The sequence below is a fragment of the Streptomyces sp. NPDC026538 genome (assembly GCF_055567535.1).
This window is the reverse complement of the sequence record NZ_JBVHQG010000003.1, coordinates 499,743-516,604: the sequence shown is the minus strand read 5'-3', so window position 1 is coordinate 516,604 and position 16,862 is coordinate 499,743. Positions and strand designations below refer to the sequence as shown.

At 68.6% G+C, this 16,862-nt stretch carries 12 protein-coding genes; 3 read left to right on the top strand and 9 right to left on the bottom strand.

Annotation, left to right across the window (positions count from 1 at the left end; translation table 11 throughout):
- Positions 1-86 precede the first annotated feature (86 nt).
- On the bottom strand, positions 87-1,280 hold the full coding sequence (locus ACZ4N4_RS15450) for an alcohol dehydrogenase catalytic domain-containing protein (RefSeq protein WP_467588556.1): 1,194 nt from the start codon (positions 1,278-1,280) through the stop codon (positions 87-89).
- A 679-nt stretch (positions 1,281-1,959) separates the two neighbouring features.
- Between ACZ4N4_RS15450 and ACZ4N4_RS15445 the strand changes: the two genes are divergently transcribed.
- The 3 genes from ACZ4N4_RS15445 to ACZ4N4_RS15435 all read left to right on the top strand — a co-directional run bounded on the left by ACZ4N4_RS15445 (position 1,960) and on the right by ACZ4N4_RS15435 (position 4,471).
- The gene (locus ACZ4N4_RS15445; protein WP_467588553.1) at positions 1,960-2,325 is read left to right on the top strand and encodes a hypothetical protein; all 366 of its coding nucleotides are present in this window, start codon (positions 1,960-1,962) and stop codon (positions 2,323-2,325) included.
- A 338-nt stretch (positions 2,326-2,663) separates the two neighbouring features.
- Positions 2,664-3,629, top strand: a complete 966-nt coding sequence (locus tag ACZ4N4_RS15440; protein ID WP_467589121.1) for an ABC transporter ATP-binding protein — start codon at positions 2,664-2,666, stop codon at positions 3,627-3,629.
- 47 nt (positions 3,630-3,676) lie between these two features.
- Positions 3,677-4,471, top strand: a complete 795-nt coding sequence (locus tag ACZ4N4_RS15435; RefSeq protein ID WP_467589118.1) for an ABC transporter permease — start codon at positions 3,677-3,679, stop codon at positions 4,469-4,471.
- Between the two features lie 48 nt (positions 4,472-4,519).
- On the opposite strand, the gene ACZ4N4_RS15430 is transcribed toward ACZ4N4_RS15435, so the two are convergent.
- Genes ACZ4N4_RS15430 through ACZ4N4_RS15395 form a run of 8 tightly spaced genes read right to left on the bottom strand, consistent with a single transcriptional unit; the run spans position 4,520 to position 16,783 of the window.
- On the bottom strand, positions 4,520-5,710 hold the full coding sequence (locus ACZ4N4_RS15430) for an FAD-dependent monooxygenase (protein ID WP_467588551.1): 1,191 nt from the start codon (positions 5,708-5,710) through the stop codon (positions 4,520-4,522).
- Positions 5,707-6,918, bottom strand: a complete 1,212-nt coding sequence (locus ACZ4N4_RS15425) for an FAD-dependent monooxygenase (RefSeq protein WP_467588548.1) — start codon at positions 6,916-6,918, stop codon at positions 5,707-5,709. The genes ACZ4N4_RS15430 and ACZ4N4_RS15425 overlap by 4 nt, the downstream gene beginning before the upstream one ends.
- Complete coding sequence (locus ACZ4N4_RS15420; protein WP_467588545.1) at positions 6,915-7,841, bottom strand: thiopeptide-type bacteriocin biosynthesis protein; 927 nt, start codon at positions 7,839-7,841, stop codon at positions 6,915-6,917. Before ACZ4N4_RS15420 ends, ACZ4N4_RS15425 begins: the two co-directional genes overlap by 4 nt.
- A complete protein-coding gene (locus ACZ4N4_RS15415; RefSeq protein ID WP_467588542.1) occupies positions 7,838-9,427 on the bottom strand; it encodes a hypothetical protein in 1,590 nt (529 codons plus the stop codon). Before ACZ4N4_RS15415 ends, ACZ4N4_RS15420 begins: the two co-directional genes overlap by 4 nt.
- Positions 9,405-11,354, bottom strand: a complete 1,950-nt coding sequence (locus ACZ4N4_RS15410; protein ID WP_467588539.1) for a TOMM precursor leader peptide-binding protein — start codon at positions 11,352-11,354, stop codon at positions 9,405-9,407. Before ACZ4N4_RS15410 ends, ACZ4N4_RS15415 begins: the two co-directional genes overlap by 23 nt.
- On the bottom strand, positions 11,344-13,038 hold the full coding sequence (locus ACZ4N4_RS15405) for a hypothetical protein (RefSeq protein WP_467588536.1): 1,695 nt from the start codon (positions 13,036-13,038) through the stop codon (positions 11,344-11,346). The genes ACZ4N4_RS15410 and ACZ4N4_RS15405 overlap by 11 nt, the downstream gene beginning before the upstream one ends.
- Entirely contained in the window at positions 13,035-15,638 is a 2,604-nt protein-coding gene (locus ACZ4N4_RS15400) for a lantibiotic dehydratase (protein ID WP_467588533.1), read from the bottom strand. The genes ACZ4N4_RS15405 and ACZ4N4_RS15400 overlap by 4 nt, the downstream gene beginning before the upstream one ends.
- Positions 15,635-16,783 (bottom strand): hypothetical protein, encoded by a 1,149-nt coding sequence (locus ACZ4N4_RS15395; protein WP_467588530.1) that lies wholly within the window; start codon positions 16,781-16,783, stop codon positions 15,635-15,637. Before ACZ4N4_RS15395 ends, ACZ4N4_RS15400 begins: the two co-directional genes overlap by 4 nt.
- Positions 16,784-16,862 lie beyond the last annotated feature (79 nt).

The following is a 16,862-nucleotide window of genomic DNA, read 5'->3' as shown; positions in this document are numbered from 1 at the left end:
GTTGGTCAGCGTTGGTTGTCGCTGAGCAGCCCCCGCAAGGCCCACGGCCTCCGCGAACGGGGACCGCGGGCCGGGGAGGGCGGCCCTCAGGCGGGAATGAGGCCGTGGGGGTTGATGATGAACTTCTCGGGCACTCCCGTGTCGAAGGTCGCGTAGGCGTCGGGGGCGTCGTCGAGGCTGATCACCGTCGTGTTGAGCATGGCGCTCAAGTAGGGCATGCGGTCCCACAGGATCGCCATCATCAGCTCGCGGTTGTAGTGCATGATCGGTGCCTGCCCGGCGGAGATCCGCGGCGACTTGATCCATGCCTTGCCGAAGTCGATCGGGTACGTTCCCTCTTGCTCGGCCTTCGACTTCGCGAGCGGGTCGGGGCCGTAGACGCCGATGACTCCGGTGGCTCCGCCCGCCCGGGTCGCGTCGACCACCTGGTTGATGGCGTAGGCCGGGTCCATGTCCCCGCCCTCGCGGCCGATGCCGTGTGCCTCGGTGCCGACGTAGTCGACTGCGCAGTCGACCCTGGGTTCGCCCAGGATGGCCTCGATCTGGTCGGTGAGTGCTGCGTCCTGCCTCAGGTCGATCGTCTCGCAGCCGTTCTTCTTCACCAGCTCCAAACGGTCCGTGCTGTAGTCGCCGACGATGATGCAGGACGCCCCGAGGAGGCGCGCCGCTGCCGCGCCGCAGCGGCCGACCGGGCCGGCGCCGGCGATGTACACGGTCGAGCCCGGCTTGGCACCGGCCTCCATGAGACCGTGGAACGCGGTGGGCAGGATGTCCGAGAGCAGCGCCAGGTCACGGATCTTCGCCATGGCCTGGTCCCTGTCCGGGAAGCGCAGGAGCTGGAAGTCGGCGTACGGGACAAACAGGTACTCGGCCTGGCCGCCGGTCCAGTCGCCCAGGTTGAAGCCGTACGCGCCGCAGGACACCTTGGGGTTCGTGGTCTCGCAGACGTCGGTCCGGCGCGCCCTGCAGTTGCGACATCGGCCGCAGGCGACGTTGAACGGGACGGAGACGAGGTCGCCCTCGCTGAGGAACTCGACGTCGGGGCCGACCTCGATGACCTCCCCGGTCATCTCGTGCCCCATCACCATGCCCTGGGGCACGGGGAAGGACCCGCGGTAGATGTGCAGGTCACTACCGCAGATGTTGGTGGCGACGATTCTGAGGATGACGCCATGCGGGGCCCTTTTCCCGTTCGGCATCTCAAGCTTCGGGAAGTCGAGTGACTCTACGCGCATGTCCTTCGGGTTATGGAAGACGACGGCGCGGTTGCTGCTTGCCATGACGCTCTCCCCTGCTGATCCCGGGTGACTTGGCCGCGTATGCGCCTGTAGCATTTCGGTCGCTTTGCGACCTCGGCTTTCCAACGTAGGCCTGTCACCGAACGTCTGCACGGCGGGATCGGACCCCTCCATGCCCGCGCGCCATCGCACTAACGCTGCGTGCGACGCTCCCGGCCAAGCACGTCATCTCCATCCGCCCTCGCCCGTCCAGGCCGACGTCCGATGACGGGCGCTCGCGAGCGGACCTGATGCCTTCGGCAGGGTCTGCAAGGGCTTCAGAAGCGACGCGTTACGGACCATCCACCCTCAGCCACGACACACCCCCGCTCCCATCCCGTCCGAGGGGTCAGCCACCGAACGTCGTATCGCCGCCGGCGCCTCGTGATCTACCTCGGCACCCACGGCCCGATGCACCCCGAAGAACTTTTCGCTGGTATCGGAGTCGGCCGCGGCGACGGCCCTGTCCGTGTCGTCCGCCGGTCGCACCGCGCGCCTCGCTCGCCTCCCAAGCGACCTCGCGCCAGGGATCGTCCCGGAGTCCTTTGATCCTGTCCCCGCCCAACCGGGGTCGAGTGGGCCGGTATCTATGCTGAGAAGGACGCCTCGGTGGCCGCATGCCCGGCACCGAGAGGACAGGGCGGCCTCACCATGTACGGTCGCAGAGGGGGAAGGACGACTGATGGGCTGGGTCTGGTGGGTGCTGATCCTCTTTTGGTCAGGTGGCTTCGCGTGGGCCGCCGACACGATCCGTACCGCGTTGCGGAACCGCCACGAGCGGAAGCTGGAACTGATGGACGCGGCGAGACAGGAACGCCTAGCCGTCGAAGCGGCCCACCAGATGCCGGAACCCGTGTGCGGGTGCACGCACCATCTGGCCAAGCATGACAATCAGAGCCGCTGCCATGAACGTGTAGAGATCCCGACGGCCTGGGACGAGAACAAGAAACCGTTGCGCTATGAGGCAGGGCAATGCAACTGCCAGCAGTACGTTGGTCCGCAGCCACTGTCTCAGGTGTTTGCCGAGGATCTGACGGATCGAACGTGAGGCCAGGTCGGCCAAGGTCGCTGATCTCTTGTGGTTGGCTTCGTGGGCCGCGCCACTGGGCCATGCACCCGCTTGAAGTCTGACCTCATCCACTCGAAAGCAGACCCTTCACCAGGTGGGCTGTGTGGTGGGAACCACAGCCGCCGCTTCGCGATCGAGCGCTTCTCCGTCCGGGGCGCTTGACAACTGTCGCCGCTTCGATGACGTCCGTCATCAGTTCGTCGAGTACCGCTCCCTGTGGGCGAGGTGCCGCCCATAAGGTCCACCTGCCGGACCGTTCAGGTCGGCGAATTCGGCAACCTGAGGAGGAGCGGCATGAGGAAAGCGGAGTGTCCGCGATGACAGCAGTCGTCGTGGAAGGGCTGAAAAAGGCGTACGAGAGTCACGAGGTACTGCGTGGGATCGACTTCACTGTCGCCGAAGGTGAGATCTTCGCGCTCCTAGGGCCCAACGGCGCAGGCAAGACGACGACGTTGGAAATCCTTGAGGGCTTCCGCAGCCGGGACAACGGTTGCGTGAAGGTGCTCGGACAGGACCCCAGCACTCCCGGCGGCAGCCGTCGGTTGCGCGAACAGGTCGGGCTCGTCCTGCAGGACATAGCGGTGGAGCCGTACCTGTCCGTGCGGGAGACCGTCGCGCGCAGTGCCGGCTACTACCGAGCTCCCCGCGACGTCGACGGGGTCATCGAACTCGTGGGCCTGCGAGAAAAGCAGGGCGCCAAGGTCAAGGACCTGTCGGGCGGCCAGAAGCGTCGACTCGACCTGGCGCTGGGGGTGGTGGGCAACCCATGTCTGCTCTTTCTCGACGAGCCCACCACGGGCTTCGATCCCAGCGCCAGGCGCGGTGCCTGGGAAGTGGTACGGAACCTGAGGGATTCCGGAACCACGATCGTTCTCACAACGCACTACATGGACGAGGTGCAGGCACTCGCCGACTCGGTGGCCGTGATCGCGGACGGGCAGATCGTCGCGTCGGGAGCGCCGGCCACGCTGGGCGGACGGGACAGCGCGTTCGCCAAGATCCGCTTCGAACTGCCGTGGGGGACACAGACGGGGGATCTGCCGACACAGGAAATCAAGGCAGTCGAAGGTTCTCTGGTCACCATCGAGGTGGAGGATCCGACGCCGGTGCTGCACTCCCTCACCGACTGGGCCCTGCGTCGAGGAACGACGCTCGGCCGACTGACCGTCGAACGGCCTTCCCTCGAGGACGTATACCTCGACATCACCCGTTCCTACGACCACGAATCGTCCCAGCCGGCCACTGTCATCCGAGGGCGTCGACCGAAGCGGAGCCGTTCATGACCCCCCACTCCTCGCCGCCCACGGCGGAGGTCTCACGGACCGCGCCGATGCCGGCGCCGGTGACCAACGACTATGGATCGCCCGGTCGCGGCCGACTTGGCCTGCTGCTCCATCAGGTGCGGTACGAAGAACTCGCCTTCTGGCGCAATCCGCAGGCCGTGATCTTCACCTTTCTCCTGCCCGTGGTCGTGGTGACGATCTTCGGAGCGGTGTTCGGGGGAGGCGACAAGCAGGACTTCTTCTTCGGGATGTCCGGTATTCAGTACTACACGCCGACGGTTGCCGCGGTCTCTGTACTGGGCGCCTGCTACGGGCAGTTGGCGATCGTGCTGTCAACACGGCGGCAGACCGGCCAGCTCAAGCGGTTGCGTGCGACCCCTCTGCCGGCCTGGATCTACTTCGTCGGCCTGCTGGCCCACTGCCTCTTGGTCAGTTTCGTCGACGTCGTTCTGGTCATGGCCGTGGGAGCCTTTTACGGTGTGAGCTTTCCTGCCCACTGGATGGCGATCGTGCTGACGTTGATCCTGGGCGCCGCCAGTTTCTGCGCACTCGGAGTCGCCGTCGCGTCGTTGGTCAGGAACGCCGAAGCCGCCCCGGCGTTGGTGCAGTTCATCCAGTTCCCGCTGGTGTTCATCTCGGGCAGCTATTTCCCGATTCACGCCGGCGTGCTGAACGACGTCGCCGGTCTGCTGCCGGTGAAGCCTTTCAACGACGCGATGCTGTCCCCGTTCACACAGGGCGGCAGCTACCAGTGGAAGGATCTGGGGGTGTTGGCAGCCTGGGGCGTCGTCGGGGCCGTGGTGGCCGTGCGGCGGTTCCGGTGGGACCCCCGGCCCGAGTGACAGCCGGGTGCGGTGCGCCTCGAGCCGCACCGCACCCGTATCTGATCGTCAGCCGGCGACCAGCACCCGGCCCGTTCCGAAGGTGTCACCGTAGAGCCAGTCGAGATGCGCGAGGTCCGCACGATCCGCCAGGTCGGTGTCGCGCGCGTTCTGAAGCGGTCCGTCCGGGAAGTGGAAGGTCTCGGCGCGCATCCGTGACTGCCTGTGGACCTCTGCCGTGCGCGGCCTCCGGACGGCTTCGTACCTGCGCAACCCGCTCGGGACATCAGCGGGCTGCGCGGTGAGACAGTCCGCCAGCACGACGGCGTCCTCGAGCGCCTGGCTCGCTCCTTGCGACAGAAAGGGGAGCATGGGATGAGCGGCGTCTCCCACCAGTGCCACCCGACGCGTGCGGTACCGCGCGGACACGTTCCGGTCGAACAGCCCCCAGCGGGTCACTGATCCGGCGGATGCCAGCACCCGTGCGACATCCTCGTGCCAGTCTCCGAACTCCGCCATGAGGTCAGCGTTCCCGGCGCGGGAGCTCCGGGGGGCGTCTCGCCCGGCAGGATCTGCGCACACCGCACTGAAATGGATCGTTCGTCCGGATGAAACGGGGTAGTAGGTGACGTGCCGCCCAGGGCCGAGCCAGAACATCACTCGCGGATCGTCTTCGAAGGACGGGACGGCCGAGGCCGGTACCAGCCCTCGGTACACCGCATACCCCGCAAACAGCGGCCTGTCGTTCAGGACGGCATCACGCAGCACCGAGTGCACGCCATCCGCGCCGATGACGACGTCGGCCGTAGTCGAACCACCGTCGGGGAAGCACAGCTCCACCCTGTCGTCATGTTCCACGACTCCGCTCACCGCCTGCCCGAGGTGGACCCGCCCCGGTGGTAGCAGATCGACAAGGCAAGCCTGCAGATCGGCGCGGTGCACGAGGTAGTAGGGCGCGCCGAACCGATCCTCGCAGAGTGCTCCGTGCGGGACCCGGGACAGGAGCGTTCCGTCGTCCCAGCGACGGGTCTCGATCGCGTCCGCCACAATGGCGTTGCGGCGCATGGACGGCTCGGCCCCCAGTTGGTGCAGAATGCGAGCGCCGTTGGGGGACAGCTGGATTCCCGCACCTATCGCGGACAACGCCTGCGACTTCTCGTAGACGTCACATCTCATACCTCGCCGGCGCAGCAGGATGGCGACAGCGAGCCCCGATACCCCGGCACCGACAACAGCCACCCGCAGTCCGTCGACCGTCATGACACGCCTTCCCTTTCCTGCCGTGCGCCACGAAGGTTCCCGGCTTCGTGTCCGTAGAGCCAGGCGCGCTCACGTAGTCCCGCGGGGCCCGCGGCGAGCCGCATCACCCGGTCCCGTTCGCGTTGTGCCGGTCCGTCGGCGAGGTGCATGGTCTCCGAGTGCGCGCGGGACCCCCGCTGGATGGCTGCTGTACGCGGCGCGCGGGCCTGCTCGTATCGGGCCAGCAGTTCCGGTACGTCCACGCGGTCGGCCCCGGCCAGCAGCGAGGACAGCTCCATCGCGTCCTCGACGGCCTGGTTCGCTCCCTGTGCCATGAAGGGCAGCATCGGGTGTGCGGCATCACCGAGGACCGTGAGCCGGTCCGCGGACCATCTCGGCAGCTCCGGCCGGTCGTACAGAGCCCAACGGCGGACCGTGTCGGCTGTGTGAGCGATGTCCGCCACCAGTCCGTGCCATCCCTCGAAAGCGGCGGCCAGTTCGGCGGGGTCACCAGTGGCCGACCAGGACTCCGTTCCGCCGCCCGGGAGGGGAGCGATCGCGGCGAAGTTCATCAGTGCTCCGCCGGCCACGGGATAACAGACGAAATGCCGGCCCGGGCCCAGCCACATCCTGATCAGTGGTTCCCTTGCCTTTGCCGGCAGTCGGTCGACCGGAACGAGCCCCCGGAAGACGCCGAGACCGGAGAACACCGGTGCATCGCGCACCAAGAACTCCCGGACGACGGAATGAATGCCATCGGCGCCTACCACTACGTCTGCGCGATGCGTCGTGCCGTCCTGGAAGGTGATCACCATTTTGTCGTCGTCCCGGGAGACGGACCGAAGCCGATGGCCCAGCCGCAGCGGCCGGGGGCCGACCAGATCCAAGAGCGCTTTCTGCAGGTCCGCGCGGTGCATGGCGTAATAGGGTGACCCGTACAACTGCTCGCAAGCGGATCCGAACGGCGTCCAGGTGATCGGTTCGCCACCCCAGCCGTACACATGCATCTCCTCGACGGCCACGCCGTGCTCCCGCAACGCGGGGCCCAAGCCGAGCCGCACCAGATGACGCGCTGCGTTCGGGGCGAGCTGGATGCCGGCTCCGATCTCCGTCATCGCACCGGCCTGCTCGAACACCTCGCAGGGCGTGCCGGACCGGGCGAGCGACGCCGCCAGGGTCAGTCCCCCGATGCCGGACCCAATCACCGCGATCCGCAGTCGTCCGCTCATGACCGGCCTCCGTGAGCCGGGGCCCGGGCTGGCGACGGGGACGGGAATGCGTGCGTCAGCCATGCGTAGGTGCGGAGTTCGTCGAAGAGATTTCTGCCGAGACGATTGTGGAGCATGTGCACGTGGGAGACGAGGATCTGCCCGGGAACGGTCGTCGTGGTGGTGCGTACCGCCTCGACGAGGTCCGACAGAGCCGCGTGCCACACCTCGAACGGGCCGTGCCGGGACGGGTCGACCGGCTTGGCTCCCGTCCCGGCCGTACGGCACATCTCGTCCAGCTGTTCCTCAGTGCAGCCGAACCCGGCCGCCCATGCCCGCCAGGCCATGAGGCTGTGGGCGTAGAAGGCGGCCTGCTCCGTCCTGTCGCCGAGCGCGGCGGCCGCGGAGATCGTGGCGCGCAGCGCGAGAGCGGAGCGTGCTTGCGGGCTCGACACGTGGGGCAGCAGGGCGAGCACCAACTCGCTGGACAGCTGAAACAGCCGTTCCGTGCGGGGCATCAGGGCGGGGCCGCCATAGCGCGCGGTCTCCGGCTCGTAAACATCCCGGTGCACGCCCGGGGCGCGAAGCGCGAGTACATCCTCATCCCGGACCGATTCGTTCCGGGCGAGGAGCCGGGCCTCCGCGCTGTAGGTCTCTTCGTCCAGCGGGTTCTCACCCATCAACGGACGGCCGGCATTTTCCAGCCGCTCCTGCAACACCTTTTCCGTCTGGGCGTACTGCGCCTCAGTCAGGTCCCCCACCCGAAATCTGATGTGCGGGCCACCCTGCCAGTAGCGAATGAAGAACCAAGGCGCGCCATCGAGTTCGCTGACCGTGGGGGCGACGACGTCGCTCACCACTCGATCGAGCAATGACTGGGCGTCCGATGCCAAATGCAGGTGCCAGGAACTCCATTGCCGTGACAAGGTGTTCTCCTCCCTCATACCCTCACGTCCAGCAGCGCGTGGGCGGCGTGCCTGGGCATGCCCGACACTGCGGCAAGGGTGATCATCTCGTCGTCGTCGAGCCGGAGAATGTGCTGCGTCGGCATCTCGTTGAAGGCGCGGACCGGTCGGGTGAACATTCCGTGCGCCGTGGTGGACACGCACAGGCCGTGCAGAGCCCAGCCGCAGTAATACTGTGCCGCGCTCCACCCGTTGGGTCCGAGGCAGGCAAAGAGCTCGCGGGGCTTCACCGACAGGAACCAGATGGCCGAGGCGTGGCGTACGTTGCAACCGGCGTCTGGGCTGAGTCCGTACCCGTACTCCGCCTCCAGTTGCGATGCGGCGCTCCCGTCCGCGACGAGCAGCTCCGGCTTTCCGTCGCGAACGCGGTAGATGCCGTCCTCATGCCCCTCGACGTCCTGGAGTACGGCGGTGAGCGTCACCAGTTTTGAAGCGGCCCGCAGACTGTGTCCGGGCGGTGGTACGCCCAGCCAGCGGATGGCGTCAGTGACGCAGTCCTCGGCCACGCGGGCGGGTCGGCCGCTCATGCCGAGCAGACGGCGGGGCATCCGGCCGGAGTTGCGCCGCCACATTACCTCGGCCCAGGACAGTGCGCCGGGCGGCGCCGAAACGTGTGCGGGAACGGCCGGCGTCACGTCGGCGGGCGGGTCGTCGAATGACTGGGTGCGGTTGACGCGCACCACGTCCGCGAGTGAGACGTCGTCGGGCCGGTCCTCCGGCGATCCGAGGGGCCCGCAGGTGCGCCGGACCGAGGTGCCGGGCTCCTGCCCGATCTCGATCACGAGGGGGAGCGACCACTCCCAACTCGGTGCCAGGCCCAGTTCGTCCAGCAGGGCGGCGGAGCCTTCGCCCGGCGGCACCAGTCGTCCCGACAGCCCGAACAGTTCGAGCCCCATAGCCAGGGAACGCAGGGTGATGCCGAGTTCCAGGTTCACCAGGGGGCCTCGGACCCATTTGTAGGCGCGAGGTATGCGCGTGTATCTCCCGGTCAGCGCGATGCGTCGGCGTCGGCCGTGGTGGCTGCCGGCGGTGAGAGCGGTGAGTGAGTGCCGTTCGGGCTCCAGCAGGTGCCAGCGCTCACCGTCGTCGACGAACACCTGCACCGGGTAGAGGCAGCGCGGTGAGGCGTATCCGCGGTGTGGGTTGTAGACGTTGTCCGGGTCGGACCATTGCACGCCGAAGCCCGCGACGAGCGCACGGGTGAAGCTCTCGCCCGGACCCACGGAGACGGCTCGGCCGTGCGGGAAGGCGAGAGTGTCGAGCAGGTCGGCGGTGCCTCGGGGAAGCTCCGTACGGCTGCCGCCTTCGACGCACTCGGGTGCGCGTGGCATCACGTGCGAGGTCATGGGCGGTACCGGCATGCCGGTCCAGGCCGGTACGGGTGGCGCGTCGTCGCCGGCGCCGAACTCGTACCACAGCGATTCGCGTTCGATGTTGTGGTCGCCGTACGGCGGAGGAAGGTCCACGGGGGCCCGCCGCACCATGTCGGGGGACCATTCGATCATGCGCTTCACCTCGGCGCGTGGCAGGGCGTCGACGCGTTCACGGGAACGGGTGCGGGTCATAGGGGATCTCCCGGTTCTCCTGCGGTGTTCCGGTGAGCGCGGCCACCAGGCGGGGCAGGTTCTTCAGTCGCTGCTGGGCGTGGCCGAAGCACATGGGCAGGATGCCGGGGACGACCGCCTTGGCTACTGACACGCCGACATCGGCGTGCTCGCGGGTGGTCTGGTTCACCAGGACGATGCGGTCCAGGCCGGCTTCCGCGTACAGGCCGCGCACGTGCTCCAGGGCTCCGCGGACGGTCCCGCCGGAAGCCCGGCGCAAGGTGTCGGGCCAGCCGGGGAAAGCCTCCTGCAGGGTGATCTCCGGGCCACCGAGCACCTGGGAGACGCGGGGCAGTTTCTCCGGCAGTGTGTACAGCTGCGGGTGCTGTTCCAGTTCCACCAGCTTCCACGGATCGTCCAGCATCCGCTCGGCCTCTTCGCGGTTCCACTGCACCTTGTTGGTCACCAGCTGGGCGACCTCGCGCAGCGCACCGCGGATGGCGGTGTTCGGGTTGGCTCCCGATCCTCCGGAGGAATACGTGGCGGGGAACGGGTTCAGGCGGTTCACCACCAGCACCCAGACGATGGGCAGATCGATGTCCTGCTTCGCCAGCAGGATGTGCACATCAAAACCACGCGTCTGGATCAGGTCGATCAGACTCCGATTCTCCGGGTCCGTGATCGAGGCGTTCGATATGCGGGGCAGAGGTACCTGGCGGTGCCAGGAGAGTAGGAAGGCGTCACGTTCGGCCAGTTCGAGCAAGGAGTGCAGCGCGGCCTCGGCAAGGCTCCCCCCGGCCGCGCAGCCGCTGGACGAGTCATGGAAGTACTTCCTCAGGGTGCCCGGTTCGGGCGTCCCGCCCTCGGCGCGGATTTTTCGCGCGACGACGCGCGCCGCGCGCGCCGCGTGACGGGCGAGCTTGAAGCGCTGCTCGTACTGGTAGAAACCGGCCTCGGCTGGCACCAGGAGGGGCTCACCGGAGGCCAGGTCGTGACCCCACACCCAGTCCATGGGCGTGTCCGCCGTATAGGGGAGCACCTGACAGCTCGGGTGGGCCAGCTGCTTCTCGGTGTGCTCACCGAGCGTGGCCGGGTCGAGTGCGTGATCGGCCACTTCGCGATAGCTGCGCTCCAGCAGTAGCGGCGTGTCGAACGGGAAGCTTCCGAGCCTTTCGTACGTCTCGATGATGCCGACGGGATCGGCCTCGGCGAATGTTCCGGCGCGGCCGTGTCCCGGCGCGGCGGCATCGGGCGCCAGACACATGCTCATGGCGAAGGGAACGTTCGACTCACGCATGATGACCTGTATCGGCCCGTAGCGTGCGTCGAGCAGCCGGTCCCGCAGGGCGCCGGGCTCGACGAGGTGCGCACCGCCGGTGCCGCGTGTCGGGTCCTGGGGGGAGAGGGACTCGACGTCGAGCGTCAGCGGCGCCGGCCGCCAGTGGTCGTCGAGCACTGCTCCAGGTTGGGCGCAGACCGGGCAGAAGAAGCTGCGGGGGATGCGGTGCCGTCGTACGTAGTGAGCGCCGACAGCGTACAACTCGCCCGGCTGCAAGGGATGGTCCGCCAGGTTCTCCAGCGCGGCATCCAGGAGTACGGGCAACAGGGGCCGGGCAGCACGTGGTACGGCACGTGGTTCGTCCAGTGCATCGGCCAGCGGGTGCTCCGCCGTGTTGCGCTCGCGCACCTCGGCACAGCAGGCGCAGCCCGAGTCCGTGCGGGGGGCCCACCGCGGCCCGATGACCACCTCGTCGTCATGGACCCGTACGGAGACGAGTTCCTCTCCGTTCGCGGCGCTCTTCTCCCACTGTGCGCGCTCCCAGGCCAGATCCCAGCCCCGGTTCAGCGCGATCGGCGCGCGCACCGCGTCGCCGATCCGCAGGACGGTCTCCGCCCAGGACGCGTCGAGCGACGCCATGCCCGGGCCGTGGTGCTCTTCATCGCGCATGTCGGGTCTCCTGCGTGTGCTGCTGAGCCTGGACGGGTCCACACCAGAAGGGGAGGTCGCCGAGCGAGGGGTCGGTGCGGCGGGAGTGGCCCTGGTAGGAGACGTTTCGCGCCGCGGCGAGCCTCGCAACCTGTGTACGCAGCGAATAAATCTCCTGGTCGTCCGCGACGTTGACCGCGTCCGTGCGCAGGAGCGGCAGCCCCGCCTCGCCGCCACGGGCGGCCGTCACCTGTGCCGATGTGAGGGCCGTGCTGAGCGCCTCGCGCACCGCGGCGTCGCTGTCGGAAGCCCAGGCCGCCCCCAGCAGTCGGCCGCTGTCGGACACCTCCACACGTGCCAGCCGCCAGTCGAGGCCGGGAATGTGCAGAACGTGGACGGTGAGCGGCTCCGGCCGCAATTCCTGCAGGATCCGACGGATGCGTGCCGTTTCCTCGCGTTCCACCGTATCCGTGCACGTGGCCCGAGCCTCGTCGGCGAGCAGCCGCAACACGCCGTCCAGCAGCCAGCGTTCTTCCGTCAGGCCAGCGGCGGCCGTAGTGCCGTCCGTCGACGGGCAACAGGTCCGCAGCACCTCGAGGGCAGCCCCCACTGTCGCGGACCACTGATCCTGCGCCCATACGGTGACGCGTCCCCGGGCGCCGGTCCTCAGCTCCATCTCTCGTACTGCGAGGGGCATTTGGGAGAGGGTCTGCTCGGTGGCTGCCGGCGTGTACAGGCCCTTCCAGCGGGCCGTGAGAACGTTGACGCGCTCGATTGTGTCATCGGCGTCCGGGGCCTCATCGGCCGGTGCGTCTTCGAGCTTGCTGAGCCCGTCGTCCGTGACGGGGTCCCCGAGCAGGATCCGTTCCGCGACGAGTGCGGCACCGTGCACGACGTGCGCCGCGCCGACCTCGTCGATTCCCAGCAGGACGTCGACCGCCAGCTGGCCGGCGATCGCGCCGATCATCGCATCCGCCACGGGCCTGGCCGCCGGAGCGAGTTCCTCGCCGCGCGCCCAGCCGAGAATTCTGTGACGGACAGCGAGCGGCACCGGATCGCCGTCGGTGCCCCGGACGACCGGCCCGGCCTGCAGGACACGGTCGTGCACCAGGGCCGGCACAACCGGCACACCGGCCGGTATCAGCCGTGCACCATGGAAGTCGAACACGCCGGCCCGCAGCTCGTCGTCGGTGCCGCAGTACAACACGGCGTCCAGCTCGCCGCACGCGCCGAGTCCGGTCGCCTCCGGAATCAACACCTCGCCGACACCGGCCCGGCCGAGCCCGCGGGCAGCCGAGCGCACGGCGTCCGTCTGACCGCACACCGCGACCCTCGCGGAACGGAGACGAGCGAACGCGGTGTACGGGTCGGCGCACACCGACTCCGCATAGGCGAGCGAACCGGCGTACCGTTCACGGTCCGCGGTGCTTGGCTCGGGCCCGCTCAGCATCTCCGCGTCCAGTAGCATGCCGTGATCGCGAAGCCCTCGAGTCACCTGTCGCACGACGGACCGGGCCCGTTCCGATCCCAGCGCCGCGACGAGCTCGTCCTCGGTCGTCCCCTGTTCCAGCAGCGGCAGGCACAGGTCCGCGACCTTGAAGAGGTGGTCCCAGCCTTTGAGGACGAACTGCGTCCGCGCGCCACTGAAGTACACCCCTCCCGGCACCGGTGCGCAGTGCAAGTACGGCCTTGCTTTCATCGTCATCGGTTCTCCCCCTCGTACCTGAACAAGCCGCCGGGACGACGTCCTATCTCCACCACCCACTCCTGCGCGTGCGTCCCGTCCACGACCGAAGGCAGCGCCTCTTCCAGGTAGTTGACCGCTTCGTCCCCCGTCGTCCGGCGGTCCAGCATCTTCGGCAGGACACGCGTGCACAGCGCGCTGGCGAGGTCCACGTACTGCGGCTTGTGCTGGAGGCGGCGGGGCAGTACGTCGGTCGGGTCGAGCGTCCTTGGTGCGTCCTGCTCGAACGCCGTTTTCAGGACCACCTCCTCGGGTACGTCGTACCGCGCGCGCCAGGAGGTCAGTTGCCGCAGCAGTTCGTGGTCGGCGAGTCCCGCGTTCAAGGCCGAGGCCAGCTCCGCACCGCCGTACCAGCGGCGCCTGGCCAGTACGACGTCACCGACCGAGATCCTCGGCGACATCAGTGTCCGCCGCTGATCCCACGCCTGAGCACGATGCCAGCCGTCGACCAGGTCGTTGTTCAGCCGCCCTCCGGTGGACAGCGACGTCGCTAGGGACAGCGGAGGCGGGAAGAGCCCCGGATGGCCCGTGCCGAGTGCGAGTACCCGGATCCGTCGCCCGTCGGCGTCCTCGACGGCGAGCGTGTCGGTCTCCTCGTCGTGCGTCAGACGCAGGGAGAACCAGTCGTCCGGGTGCAGACCCTCCGGCAGGATCCGTGGATGCGCGTTGACGTTGAGGCGGTGCAGGCCCAACTCCTCCACCACGCGGGCGCCGTCCCACGCGTACCGGTCGAGCAGACGCCGTGCCAGGTGTTCGACGGCCTCGCCGGCCAGCTTCCGGTCGGCGTCGAGGAACCGGGCGTACAGCATGCCGTGTCCCGGCAGTCCGTCGTTGAACACGAGCCGGTCGCCCACGGCCTGCACCAGCACCCCGTAGCTCAGCGGATCCTGGCGGATGCGGACGGGCATGTCCGCGGTGAGGTCGCGGGCTTCCGGCGCGGACAGCGTGACGTCCGCCTCCTGGCCGTTCACCGCCCTGGTGATGCGGGTCTGCGTCTCCTCGATGACCCGGTGACGCAGGGCGAAGAGCCGCTCCAGACTGCCGTCGGGTGTGCCGAGACCGGCGAGGGCCTTCATGTCGCCTTGGGTGTAGGACGCGTTCATCACGCCCGCACGCCGGGAGACCTCCCGGACCAGCGACTCGGCATGCTCGGCGAGCGGAACGCTCGCTCCGGAACCGAAGCGCTGCACGAAGGCGGCCGTCGTCAGGACTCGTACGTCGTGGAGCCAGTCGAATGCCGAGAGGAGTTCCACGGTGGCGCCGAGGTCGTCGAGCCGGCCCTGCCAGCGGCCGGTGTCGACCCTTTGGGGGGAGAGCACATAGTCCTCTTCGACGGTGACGCGCGCGGGCCGCCGGGCCAGTGTGCTCAGCTCCCGGAAGTCGACCTCGATCGCGCGGAGTTCGTCCCGTCGAAGGGTGACCGGGCCGGTGGCCAGCTGGGGTAGCCGGGACCTGATGTCCTCCAGCAGCTCGCAGCCCGGGGTTCCCGGCCGCGCCAGCAGTTCCTCGAGGTCGGCGGCCCCGTCCTCCGGCTCGTTGTAGGTACACAGGATCCCTTGGTGGGCCGCCTGCAAGACCGCTTTCGCGGCGTCCTGTCCGGTACATCCTGTCTGCTCGGCGATGTGGCTCACTACCGAGCGCACCGGTCGGGGACCCATGACGGTCGCGTCGACCATTGCCCGCACGACGCCTTTGACGGGAGCGGACAGCCGTTGGAACCCGGAGTCGGCAGGACGGAGAAAGAAGAGCGTGCTGCGTTCCTCGTCGAGCGCCGAGGTCGGGGAGAGGGACACCCAGGCGTTGAGGAGCGCGGAGCCCGTGGGCTGCGGCAGTCCTCCGAGGACGTAGTTGAGCATGACGCGGTCCAGGCTCGGAAAGGCGGTCGCCCCCGCGAAGCCCACCTCGCCCGGATCGACTCCGCCGGGCCCGGGTGCGGCGATCCCGACGGCGGTGAAACGGGCGAGCGGGCTGGTCCGCACCATGGCTCGCGTCACGTACTGGATCAGCCCTCGCTCGGACTTGCGGCTCCGTGCGGGCAGTCGGCCGGGGCCTGCGACCGCGGCTCGGTAGCGCTCCGACTCCTCGTACACCTCGGGGGAGACGAGGGCCAGCGATCGGCGCAGGTCCTCGTCACCCAGCAGTTCGGCCAGCGAATGACGCTCCTGTTCGGCGGCCTGCTCGTAGCACTGGGCAACCTCCTCACGCAGCAGTCGCCGTTGGTCGGTGGCGTCGTGCCACGCGGCCACCGAGGGTGCACTGGGCAGGGCGCCCTTGACGGCACGGTCGTTGTGGATGGCGCGGCGCACGGCGATGAGCCGGCCGCGCGCGGTGTCGTCGGACGTCGCGCCGATGAGGGTGTACAGCTCCTCGGAGCACTGTTCGGCCGTTGCCCGTACGGCACGTTCGGCCTCCGCCAACCGCGTCAGCAGGTTCCTGAGGGCCCGGTCGCCGAGACGGCGACGTACGAGGGGGTTGATGCGCAGCAGCCACAGGGGCCCTTTGCCCGGAGCGGGGTGTAGCGACTGCGTGGCCGTGACGGCCGGTGTCTCCAGCGTGGTCATCGGACGGCCTCCCCGGCCTCCGCCCAGCGCAGCTGCCCTTGGGCGAGCCGCTCCTCCCAGGTCTCGCCGAGGACCTCGTCGATCGTTTCGGCGAGGGCGTAACACATGTAGTACCGCTGGACCGGGGAGACGGTGAGCAGCGGCAACTGCTGGTAGAAGAGGTTGATGAGCAGGCGGTATGCGGCGAACCATGGGGTCGGGTCGTCGATCACCCCGGCTTCCGCGGTGGCCCGGTGAAACTCGGTGTCGGGGTGCCTGCCCTGCGGCACCACCTCGGGAGCGGTGGGCGGGCCCATGGCGGTGCCGTCCACGGACGCGTTGACCGAGTCGAGCAGCGCGGGGGTCAGCCTGCCCTCCATCACCGCGCTGTCCAGTGCGCCGGTGCAGTAGGCGAACGCCACGCGCCAGTCTGCGGCCGCGGGGCTGACCTCTGCGGCGAGGCGTTGCTCGACCGCGGGGCGCAGGAGGTGTGCCTCTTCGGTCAGGCGAGCCGCGAACACCGGGCGCATGTCCTTGCTGGGGGACGCCCAGGCGAAGAACGCCTCGGCGTGGGAGCGGAACGAGAACGCGCCGTGCGCAAGGCCCAGGAAGTAGGAGTCGCCGAGTGCGAGGAAAGCCTCCGCGAGCCTGGTGGTGGCCAGCGAGGGGTTCCGAGTCAGTTCCTCGATCGTGTTCATCAGCGGCGGGCACAGGACCGCGGAGACCACTTCGGCTTCGCGCACATCGCGCAACAGCGGGTTGCCGGGGGCCACGTCGTCCGCGCCGAGGAATTCGATCTCGCCGTGCTCGCGCATGGGCAGATACGGCGGGGCCACCGCCTCGAGGCGGCCGAACTCTCGTGCCTGCGCGAGATAGGTCTCCTCGTTCAGCGCCTTGTCCGGAGGCAGCGGGCCGGCGTCCAGCCGGTGTGCGAGGTCGTTCCAGGAGTGTTCCCGCCCCGACGCGCGGCGTGCCGTGATGTCCACATGCGGTCCGTACAGCCATCCGCGGCGCAGCCGTACGCCCGTGGCTCCGCCGTCCCTCAGTGAACGGGCGAGTGGCACAACCGACCTGGAGAGCCATGACAGCGTCACCGGCGCCCTGGTGTAGAGCCGGATTCCTTCGATGCGGCCTGCCACCGGCCCGACGACACCATCTTCAGTCACGTTGGCTCCCATGGTCAGCCATCCTTCAAGAAACAAATGAGGCCAGAAAAGAGCTTCCGCTCGATTACTGACATGCGTC

Coding starts and splice junctions, on each gene's coding strand:
- ACZ4N4_RS15425 (WP_467588548.1), bottom strand. CDS start 6,918: ATGAGCGGACGACTGCGGATCGCGGTGATTGGGTCCGGCATCGGGGGA.
- ACZ4N4_RS15400 (WP_467588533.1), bottom strand. CDS start 15,638: ATGACCACGCTGGAGACACCGGCCGTCACGGCCACGCAGTCGCTACAC.
- ACZ4N4_RS15405 (WP_467588536.1), bottom strand. CDS start 13,038: ATGACGATGAAAGCAAGGCCGTACTTGCACTGCGCACCGGTGCCGGGA.
- ACZ4N4_RS15420 (WP_467588545.1), bottom strand. CDS start 7,841: ATGAGGGAGGAGAACACCTTGTCACGGCAATGGAGTTCCTGGCACCTG.
- ACZ4N4_RS15430 (WP_467588551.1), bottom strand. CDS start 5,710: ATGACGGTCGACGGACTGCGGGTGGCTGTTGTCGGTGCCGGGGTATCG.
- ACZ4N4_RS15410 (WP_467588539.1), bottom strand. CDS start 11,354: ATGCGCGATGAAGAGCACCACGGCCCGGGCATGGCGTCGCTCGACGCG.
- ACZ4N4_RS15450 (WP_467588556.1), bottom strand. CDS start 1,280: ATGGCAAGCAGCAACCGCGCCGTCGTCTTCCATAACCCGAAGGACATG.
- ACZ4N4_RS15440 (WP_467589121.1), top strand. CDS start 2,664: ATGACAGCAGTCGTCGTGGAAGGGCTGAAAAAGGCGTACGAGAGTCAC.
- ACZ4N4_RS15415 (WP_467588542.1), bottom strand. CDS start 9,427: ATGACCCGCACCCGTTCCCGTGAACGCGTCGACGCCCTGCCACGCGCC.
- ACZ4N4_RS15435 (WP_467589118.1), top strand. CDS start 3,677: ATGCCGGCGCCGGTGACCAACGACTATGGATCGCCCGGTCGCGGCCGA.
- ACZ4N4_RS15445 (WP_467588553.1), top strand. CDS start 1,960: ATGGGCTGGGTCTGGTGGGTGCTGATCCTCTTTTGGTCAGGTGGCTTC.